Below are 10,737 nucleotides of genomic sequence, written 5' to 3'. Positions count from 1 at the left end.
ACTCTTAAAAAAAGGGGGGTCATTTCAGTTATCAGTTATCAGTACCGACCACTAAAGCCGGAGGCTTGAAAATACTGGATTGAATATTCTCTTGGTCGATTGGATATGGCGAGGAAACCTCGCCATCCCATCCTAACGGACTGCTCCGCAAACGACCGCTTTTTCATCCCCATAAAAGGGGAGGCTTTGGACCTCATTTTTTGGTAAGGAGAGAGATCCTGATAAAAAGATTTTAGGTAAACGAGAGGCGATCGCTAAACTTGCCTGACTTATCATACTGACAAATTTACTCCATTAGTTGTTGTACTTCATTTAATGGTAAATCTACCGCTTCAGCAATTTGCTCTGCGGTTAAACCGAGTTTGATTAATTTAGAAACAGTATTTAATTTAGTTTTGTATAAGACATTTTCAACGATGGGTTGGCAAGAAGTTGTCTTTTTGTAATTTGATTGAGTATTTGCAGCATTAATATTTTCTAATTCTGTAGTTTCGGAATTAGGGCAAAGATTTAGATTGCCAATTTGTACTGGGTTGCCAATAATCTGATGTTGAGAATTTGTAAATCCTAAACGTTCGACTGTAGCGATAAAATTTGACTTATTTAACTTCTCCCCAAAAATCTCCGATAAAAGTTGCCAGAGTTCGTATCCTTCATCTTTAACATGACCATTAGAACATTTATATTGTTCTGCAATTTCTCTATATTTTTCGTTATTCAGAACACCTTTCAAAATTCCCATTTGTAGATTATTTAGGTGTTTTCCAGTTTGCTGAAAGACTAACTCATCAATTGAATTTAAAACTGTTTGCCAGTCCATTGTCTTAGAATTAATTTTTCTGAAAAGCTTATCCGCTATTATCCTTCTTTATCCGTCCTTTTTATATTTTCTTAACAAAATCTCCGTTTTTATCCGCTCTTTTCCGACTTGTGGATATGAAAATGAGCGAATTAGAATAGACAAGTATATAAGCATATACGGTAAAACCTATACAAGCAAGGTTAGATGAAAATGAAAACTACTAATACAATCACAAGCAGACTATTTGTTGCTGTTACAGCTTTTGCTTTAATAATTGGTTCTTTACCTAAAGAAGCAAATGCACAAACAGGAACTGGACGAACCACAGGTTGGAATCCAGTGAGTACCAAAGATGAATCAAGTTGTTATAACAAAGCTCTTCCGATAATGGAATTTTTAGTAAATCAAGGAGAAATTCAAAAAGTTCCTGACTGGGCTGAACGTTTTACGCAAGGAAATAACGCCGTTTTTGACGTTATCTGCGCTCGTAATGGTGAAGTAAAAGTTGACCTTATTTGTTTTAATAGTTGTTCTAGTTCTGCAATGTCACTTCGAGATAAAATAGATTCACTGATGCAGTGGTAAATAAAAGTATTCAAGTATTTGTAGTAAAAAGAGTCCAGTCTAGTAGTGGACCGTTTCACCTAAAATAGTGCATTAGGCTTTTTGATAATCACCACATCACCCAGTCATTCCAATCCCGCATCCCCCCATTTTCTAATGCACACACATTTTTAGCGTTGGCGGAGCCTAGCGGCAGCTATATCGCTCATTTTTATTTTTAACTATCTATTTTTAGCGATCGCTCATTTTTAACTATCTATTTTTAGCGATCACTTGTCAGTCTAAATAGTCACTTTTGGCTGGGGATTCTAATGCACCATTTTAGCTGTGTCGGTCCACTACTCTCTTTCTATCATCTGTCTTGGGCCACAGATTTTAAGCTGCGAGTGTCTATATCTATCTCAAAAATTTTTTTTTCATTTTTAAAACTTTTCTATACATCTAATAAATTTTTTCATCCCACTAATTACAATTTCACCTATCTAATGTACTATTGCGATAGTCGCAATAAAAAAAATCATGTTTGTCAGCACCACAGAAGCAGCAAGTCTTTTAAGTATATCTACTCAGAGAGTACGAGTATTGCTTAAGGAAGGTCGTATACAGGGAGCCAGGAAAATCAATAATAGAGCTTGGGTAATTCCCTTACACGAAGGAATGCCAAGAATACATCGCAGAAGAAAAGGTCCGAAACCACGTTGGAGTTCCCATCAGCGCTGTGGCAAGAACACAGTTCACTTCAACCGCAACCACATTGGAATTAATACAACGAAGAAAAATACTGATTTGACAGTTCTTTCGGTCAAAGAAGGTACGGAAAATTTAGCAACCGGCCATGAAGCCGAAATTCATGGTCCCTGTCGGATTGTGTACCGAGCAAATAAACCTCACAGTTGTGGTGCCACTGTCTGGATTGAAACTCTGGCAGCAGTTACCATGGTTGATTATCAAGAGGGAGTTTTAAAAATAGATAACAAATGGGCTTTAACTGATGAGTAAAAAGTAGGTTTACAACTACAAAACGACAGTGTAATCGTTACGTTGAATATCAAAATTCAGATTATAGTATGGGTCTCCCAAATCCATATAAATTTGCCGTTGGTCTAATAGCAACATATAGTCAACCACATCATAATTTTTTTGTCTGTGTTTCTCTGATTGATGGTTAATTAAAACACTACGGGGGGTAAATACTATTCGCTTGCCATTTTTCCTCAACTTCAAACACAAATCAACATCTTGATAATCAGAGAAAAAGTGTTCATTAAAACCTCCAACTATTTCAAAATTTTGCCTACTCACCATCAAACAATCTCGACTTAAAGCAGATACTTCTCTTGCACAAACTAAAGAACCTGCATAACCATCATGGTTAGAGGGAAAACCTCGCATTAGATAATCAACTTTTCCAGATTTTCCTAATACAATACCTGCGTGTTCAACAATTCCATCTGGGAAAATTAATAGTCCTCCCACGGCACCAATATCAGATTGTTCGGCGTAATATAAAAGATGTCGTTGCCAATCTTCAGTAACAACTTCTAAATTAGTATTGAGGAAAATAAAATATTCTCCTTGGGCAGTTTTGGCAGCCAGATTATAAGCACGAGAATAATTAAATTGCCCTGATAGATTTAAAACTTTCACCTCAGAATTTTGGATAACATTTTCTGTTTTTTCCCCACCAACTAAAATCACTTCATTTTTGGGATAAGTTGAAACAGACAAAAGATTTTTCGACCATTTATCAAGATTTTCTGAAAGATTAGGAGCCGCAATAATTAGACTAATCAAAGGATGATTATTTCTAGGTAAAGGATTAATATTTATCCGATGTTTACCTACCCCTGGTTCTGCTTTTGCTGCTAAACCAATTCTTTGTAAATGAGAATTAACAGCAGCTTGTTGTACTACTTCAATACCTGCTTTAGCATCGGCATCTCCGGAAATACTTCCTTTAACTTGTCGCCAATGATAAAGGTGTCGAGAAATATGAGCAATTTGATTAGTTTGCTCGGAAACTCGTAACATAAACTCATAGTCTTGTACTCCATCAAATTCGCTATTAAAACCACCAGCAGTTAAAGCTAATTCTCGACGGACACATAATAAATGACCGACATACATAACACCACGAAAATATTCAGGAGACCAGTCAGGTTTAAAGAATGGAACAATATAATTTAATCCAGAAAAATCAATTTTATCTTCATCGGAATAAACTACATCGAATCCTTCTGCCAGTTTATTCAGACTATCTTCTAATGCTGTGGGAGCCAGAGTATCATCATGGTCTAATAAACAAATATATTCTCCTGTAGCCATATTTAAAGCTTTATTTGTAGCAGCACTAATTCCGCAATTATCTTCTGAAAAGAGAACTTTAATTCTCGGTTCTTTTTGTGCTAAACCTGCAAGAACATTTCTAATTTCTGGTTGTTTCGAGCCATCATCAACAATACACCATTCCCAGTTAGGGATAGATTGGTTAAGAACACTTAAAACTGTTTCCACAAACCAATCTAAAGATGAATTCCAGGTTGGAGTAAGAATACTAATAGAAGGTTTAGAGTAATCTCCTCTTCCTTCTATCAAAGATTCAGAAAAATCTCCTCTTCCTTCTTCCTCCTTCCTTTTTCCTTCTATATCAGAAAAATCTCTTCTTTCTTCTTCCTTCTTTCTTCTTCCTTCTACTAAAATAATTTCCCAGAAATTTTCAACTGTTACTCCGGATAAACCCAATAATTCCTGTTTTTGTTTGGGTGGGGGAGTAGGATTTTTTGACTTTTGAGTAACTTCTTCTAAGGGTTTAGTTAGAAGTTTTTTTTTAGCCGTAGTTGAGGAATCTGGTTCTACAGGAAATAGATTCTTGACAGGAATATCTTCCTTTTGAGATTTGAACTTTTCTAGATCGGCTTGAATTTCTTGGATTTCTATTTGCGATTTCTCCAAATCTGCCATTATTTCCGCCAGTAAAGGAGAGACAGAAGACTTAGACTCAGGAGTAATTTTTAAAGTAGATTCTGATGGTAAATTATTCTGCAAAACCTCAGAGCGATCGCTATCTATTTTTTCCAACTCCTGTAAATTTTCTGACTGCTTATTTCCTGCTTCTTCTCTAACCAAACTCTCAATTTTTTCCTGATTTACTCTGAGTTGTTCGGAGGAGGGATCGCTATCTATTTTTTCCAACTCCTGTAAATTTTCTGACTGCTTATTTCCTACTTCTTCTCTAACCAAACTCTCAATTTTTTCCTTCCTTACTCTGACTTCTTCCTTCTCAAGAATTACCATATCTGGATAACTTCTCTTACCCACTCGTCCACACCAAGAACCATAATATTTTCCTAATACATTGAAACCAGCATTAATAACCCACTCCAATAATAAAGACTCCAGAAAACCCATCCCTTTTTCTGGTGAATTTAGGTCTTTAGTAAAACCTTCCTGAAGTCTATGAATAAGAGGTTGAGAACTCTTGCCTTCAGATATTAATTGTTCTGACTCATGGTTAACTAAGAAACATTGGAATAAGAGACGACCACCTGGTTTTAAAACTCGATAAATTTCATCTAAATAATTACGAATCTTACTCCCACCTACCTGAGTAAATCTAGAACCGATAAAAACAAAATCAAAACTTTTGTCGTCGTAGGGAAGTTTCAAATCTGAGTCTATCTGACGGAAATTGAAATGTGGTTTATGGCTGCTAATATTCTGTTGTGCCCAAGATATTAATTCTTCAGAAAAGTCATTCCCCTCATAATGACCTGGAGATTTTAAATAATAGGCTAGACCATAAGCAATATTCCCAACTCCACAAGCAATTTCCAAAACTTCAGCAGTGGGTTGAAGACCTACTCTTTGGATAAAGTCGCCTAAAAATTTGCAGCTTCTTTGGATAAAGTTAATTGCTTTTCCTTCTATATATTTATCGTCAGGAATTGGCAGGGATGGATTAAAGAGTTGAAACAAAATTTCTCCCTCTTGTCCTTGAAATATTGGAGTCAGATTAATTAGAGTATTTTGACAGTTTTGAAGTTCTGCCTTTGTCAGAGGTATTTCCAGACTAAATCTAGCATTTTCAGCATTATTAAGCTTAGTCCGAACTTTTGCTACATCTGGGCTAGGTAGACCTAATTTTTGTTCAAAAGAACAAAATTCTTGACTGCCGATGAAAACTTTAAAGCTTTCTACAGAACCAAAATTGTAAGAACCCACCCATCCAGATATTATTAATTTTTGATTGGCTTTCGCTATTTGATCTAGATGACCTATGGTTGTAATTGGTTCAATTGGTGGAATGAATTTTGGTTGTTCTTGAACTATGGGTGCTTTAGAAAAAGTTAATGGTTTTGTTTTTTCTGGCACTGTATATGGCTCCAAATCAACTACATTTTTTTCTGGTAAATCAATTCCACTTTTGTCTTCTTCCTCACTTCTAACTTCTTGTTCACTTCTAACTTTTGACTTTTGACTTTTGACTTTTTCCTCCTCACCTCTAACTTCTTGTTCACTTCTGACTTCATTACTTCTTCCTTCTTCCTTATTCCCTCTTCCTTCCTTTACTTTAGACAAAACCTGACCTTTGCCTTCTTTAAATATAGGAGTTAAAGCAATCTCAGCATTTTGGAATTGTGAAATTTGTTCGGAGTTAAGAGATGCCTTAATACGAAACCTTGCTTTGCCAGAATTATGAAGATTCGGATGTAATTTTCTCACATCAGGGCTTGGTAAATTTAAGGCAGTTTCAAAATTTTCTATTTCAGTATCTGCAATAGTTAATTGAAAGCTTTTTACTGCTCCTAAATTACGAGAAACTACCCAACCTATTAATAATAATTCTTGACGGTCAAATTCTGCCCTATCCAAAGAACCCAACGTTGCTAATATTTTTGTTTTTTCTGGCACTGTATATGGTTCCAAATCAACTACATTTTTTTCAGATAAATCAATTCCACTTTTGCCTTCTTCCTTCTTTCCTCTTCCTTGATTATTAACTATATTTTCTGCTGGTAAATTAATGTCACTTCTTCCTTCTTCCTTCTTCCTTTTTCCTTCGTTTCGTAATGTTAAAGCTGCAGCATAAAGTTCCATATCTTGACTATTAGCATTTGCCAATTCATCCATTAATTTTTTGTCTGATAAAACCTCTTTCCGAAATTCAAGATATTCTGGATAAGGATTTCTGTTTTGGTAAATAACTTGATAATCTGACCAACCAAGAAGATTTTTTAGTGCCAGTAAATCCTCTTCAAAATATTCTGTAATCCCCACAAAATCAAAATAATCCAGAGATTTACCATTCACACAATAAGCCATAAGATTACTGTTATTTTCAGCAAACTTCAATAAATCTTGTTTATTTAGATACTCCTTTGTAGGATTCGAGATGTGGCGAAAACAGTAATCAGAAATTAATCTGTGGATAGGTTCTCTTAACCATGTAATTCTCTTAGTTTCAGGAAATAACTTATCGTATTTACCCGCGCGAAAATGACCCTCAATAACTTTAGTCTGCCAATGAATAGTAGCTGGCATATTATCTTCAAACATATTAGTTTTATCTGTCAGAACTCCTTGAGTTCCATAAACCTGTAATAAAACCTGTCTGAAAGCTGTTCCGGCTGCTTTTGGTACATGAACAGAAATAAGTTCTACTCGAGGAGTTTTGGTTGGTAAATTACTTGGTTGTGATGTTTTAACTAAAGCAGATAATGCCGGATTAACTGCATTTAATAAAGGTTCTCCTTCACGGTCGGCAACTAGAGGAATTAAAATAATCAGAGCATCTTTAAATTGTTGTTGCTGCTGTTTATTCATTGGCAATCTAATAATAAACCGAGCATTATTAGCAGCAGAAATATTTGGATGTGCTTTTTTCACTCCAGGACTAGGAAGACCTTGAGTTAATTCAAATCCTATTAATTGTTGACTGCCAAATACAATCTTAAAATTAGTGACAGATTCAGGCTCGAAAGAAAGAACCCATCCACTTAAACAAACAGTTTCATTTTCGATTGCTACTTGGTCTAAAAATCCTGTAGTTGCTGCTAGTTGTGTCGTTTTTTTCTGTACTATTTCAACTTTTTCCATATTGATAAGATTCTGCTAAATTATTTTTTAGTAAACAGTTAGTGGTTGGATAGATTGGGCAAATGTTAGTTAATTTATTACTTTGATTATAGTCTTACAGCAGATTCCAAGTATATGAAGTGCAGATATTAACAATTCAATTTTGCAGTGCGGGCATCTTGCCCGCGATGAGTGTACCTCACCAAGGTGGAACTTGCTATATATTATTTATTATCTTTGCTCTAATGATATTAACTAGCTAAGTATAACGGTGCAAAAAAACAGCAAGTTAGTAACGAAAAGTAAATTTGCCAAAAACTCTCTTCCCTTCTGCCTTCTGCCCTCTGCCTCCTGCCTTTTCATAACGATAATTTTCAACACCGACCTACTTATCAGCATTTCAGTACTCAGCGAATCAGCGCACTAAAAGCTTGGGTTTAAATGCCCGACTTCTAGCTTGTAGTGGAGGGGTCGCACATTCCCTTATAGAGAACCCATTTAGGATCTATTTAGGGTTTGCTGAAAAAGTCTTTAAGAAGTCTATTTTTTTTCCAAAATTAACAAATCTTCTTTAACAGATGAAGTCCGACCACACCAAGAACCATAAGATCTTTCTAGAACATTAAACCCTCGTTCATTTATCCACTTTAATAGTAAATTTTCCCTAAAACCAATCCCTCTCTCTGGTAAATCAATATCTTTAGTAAAACCATCTTCTATCTCATAAATAAGCTGTTGAGAACTTTTGCCTTTAGCTATTAACTGTTCTGATTCTGAGTTAATTAAAAAGCAAATTAATAAGCATCTCCCTCCAAGCTTCAAAACTCGATATATTTCATCAAGATAGTGCATAACTTCCAGACTTTGTAAATGAGTGAATAAATGAGACATACAGACACAATGAAAACTTTCATCAGGATAAGGAAAAGTAAAATTAATTGCTGATATTGTGCCAGTGGAGTTATACAAAGGATGATAAATATTATGCCAGTCAAAGTTCAAGTTAGGTTTGCGTGTTGTAATTTCCTTTTGTACTGAGGAAATCAATTTTTTTACCATATCAAAACCTTCGTAACGACCAGAAAGATGTAAATAATGAACTAAGGCATAAGCAACAGTACCAATATTACAACCAACATCCAGAATATGGTCTGTGTGTTGTAAACCTAATCTCTGAATTAAATCTCCTAGTAATTTGAAGGAAGTACGAATAAATTCACCGCTTCCATCAACATCAATTATTTTTATATCTTTCTCTTCAGGCAGTGGCAAAAGTGGTGTTAATACCTTTAATAAAATTAAACCCTCACCAAGCTTAAATTGAGGAGTTAAAGTAATTAATGAATACTTTAATTGGTTAATTTGCTGTTGATTTAAAAGTATTTTGAGACGGAATCTAGCATTATTTGCACTATCTAAATTAGGATGAACCTTTTCTACATCTGGACTGGGTATATTGAGAGTTTGTTCAAAAAAACTAAACACTTGATTACCAATAACAACTTTAAATCCTTCCACCATACCAGCATCAAGGGAGGCAACCCAACCAGATAAGTGCAACACTTGATTTTGAATGACTGCCCTGTCTATAGAACCCCAAGTAAGTAGAGGATTAATTTTTGTTGTTTTCTGGGTAATTTGTTGTTTTCCAGATGATAAATTTTTGAGATTTTCTTGAGTGTAGTATTGTATTTTTGATGTTTTTCTCCGGGTCTCCCGCAAACTTACTGCTTCTCTATAAAGTTCTATATCTTCGTCATTTATAGTTGATATTTTATCTACTATTTCTTGATTAGATAATACTTCTTCTAATAATAACTTGTACCCTGGATAGGGATTGGTATTTTGGGTTTCAAGTTTATATTCTGGCCAGTTTAGTATTAATTTTAGTTCATGTAAATCTTCAGGAAAAAATTCTTGAATCCCGACAAAGTCAAATTCTGTTAATTTTTGCTCTTGAACAAATTTTGATTTAATTACATTCTGCATCTCTGGTTTTTCGGCGAATTCTATAAATGTCAAATTAGACTCTTTGACCGGTGATAAATTTTGTTCATCACTTTCTAATAAAATTTGCCAAGTCTTCCAAAAAAAGTAAAAAGAGATTAATCTCTTGATTGGGTCTCTGAGCCAAATAATTTTTCTAAACTCTGGAAATTTATAATCATATTTACTACTAGTGAAATGACCATGAATTACTTTAACTTCTGGCTTGGGATTGATTAACATTTTATTACGTAAACGTCCCCTGTTTGGATAGTCAAAGAAAATTTCTTCTAGATTATATATTTGCCTCAAAACTTGTTTAAATGTTGTACCAGCAGTTTTTGGTACATGAATTGAAATAACTTTTGCCTTTGCTTCTTCTGGTCGGTGAGGTTGATTTATCTGACTCATTTTTTGGTTAAATATTGAAGAATAATATTGTGCTTAAATCTGGTTGATTTTAAGATTTTGATGCCTCAATTTTAACCTTAATTTTTTCTAATTTAGACTTGTATTTTTCTAAGGAAAACTGGTGGTTAAATAACTTTGATTTAAGTTCATTTTTTTTTTCTACAATTAACAAATCTTGATGAGTAAAAGATTTACGGCCACACCATGAACCATAATATTTGCCTACAATAGTTAAGCCATTTTCTTTTATCCAATCAATTAGTACAGATTCTTGAAAACCTAAAGTCTTTTCTGGGAGTTCTGGATCTAAACAAAAACCACCTTCTACTTCATATACTAAATTCTGAGAACTCTTGCCATCAGTAATTAACTTTTCAGATTCAGAATTAATTAAAAAACAGGCAAATAAACACTTTCCTCCAACTTTTAAAACTCGCTGAATTTGATGCAGATAATGACGCATATCGATACTAGACAAATGAGTAAAAAAATTACTAATACAAATCGCATCAAAACTTGCTTCTGGATAAGGCAATGTAAATTCTCTCATAGGCAAAGTTCCCTCAGTATTATAAATAGGATGATAAATATTGTGCCATTGAAAGTTAAAGTTGGGCTTTCTGGAAGTAATTTCTTGCTGTGCCCAATCAATTACTTTTTCTGAAAATTCAATACCTTCATAACGCCCTCTAGGTGTTAAGTAATAAGTCAAACCGTAGGCAATTTCTCCTATTCCACAGCCTATATCAAGAATACTATCTGTAGGTTTGATACCTGTTCTTTGAATTAAATATCCTAACCACTTGAAAGCATTAGACTGAAAGTTAAAAGCACTATTTCTATTAACTCGATCTATGTATTCTTTGGTAGGAAGCATAAAAGAAGGATTAAAGACATTA

The 10,737-nt window shown here is 34.4% G+C and carries 6 protein-coding genes; 2 read left to right on the top strand and 4 right to left on the bottom strand.

What is annotated here, in order from left to right; translation table 11 throughout:
- Positions 1-286: 286 nt before the first annotated feature.
- Positions 287-820, bottom strand: coding sequence for a hypothetical protein (locus tag F6K13_RS05255; protein WP_287286964.1), 534 nt, complete (start codon positions 818-820; stop codon positions 287-289).
- Positions 821-1,012: 192 nt separating this feature from the next.
- On the opposite strand from F6K13_RS05255, the gene F6K13_RS05250 reads away from it, so the two are divergent.
- Entirely contained in the window at positions 1,013-1,387 is a 375-nt protein-coding gene (locus tag F6K13_RS05250) for a hypothetical protein (RefSeq protein WP_287286962.1), read from the top strand.
- A gap of 498 nt (positions 1,388-1,885) precedes the next feature.
- Positions 1,886-2,365 carry a DNA-binding protein gene (locus tag F6K13_RS05245; protein WP_287286960.1) on the top strand — a complete coding sequence of 160 codons (480 nt, stop codon included), beginning with the start codon at positions 1,886-1,888 and terminating at the stop codon, positions 2,363-2,365.
- A 15-nt stretch (positions 2,366-2,380) separates the two neighbouring features.
- Here the strand turns inward: F6K13_RS05245 and F6K13_RS05240 are convergent, their stop codons facing one another.
- From F6K13_RS05240 to F6K13_RS05230, 3 genes are all read right to left on the bottom strand, one after another.
- Positions 2,381-7,462 (bottom strand): glycosyltransferase, encoded by a 5,082-nt coding sequence (locus F6K13_RS05240; protein ID WP_287286959.1) that lies wholly within the window; start codon positions 7,460-7,462, stop codon positions 2,381-2,383.
- A 519-nt stretch (positions 7,463-7,981) separates the two neighbouring features.
- Positions 7,982-9,838, bottom strand: a complete 1,857-nt coding sequence (locus tag F6K13_RS05235; protein WP_124143964.1) for a sulfotransferase family 2 domain-containing protein — start codon at positions 9,836-9,838, stop codon at positions 7,982-7,984.
- 49 nt (positions 9,839-9,887) lie between these two features.
- The coding region (locus F6K13_RS05230) for a class I SAM-dependent methyltransferase (protein ID WP_287286958.1) at positions 9,888-10,737 on the bottom strand (850 nt) is incomplete at its 5' end.

The sequence above is a fragment of the Okeania sp. SIO2B9 genome (assembly GCF_010672505.1).
Lineage (GTDB): Bacteria > Cyanobacteriota > Cyanobacteriia > Cyanobacteriales > Microcoleaceae > Okeania > Okeania hirsuta.
The sequence above is the reverse complement of the archived record's forward strand: the minus strand, read 5'-3'. Positions and strand labels throughout refer to the sequence as shown.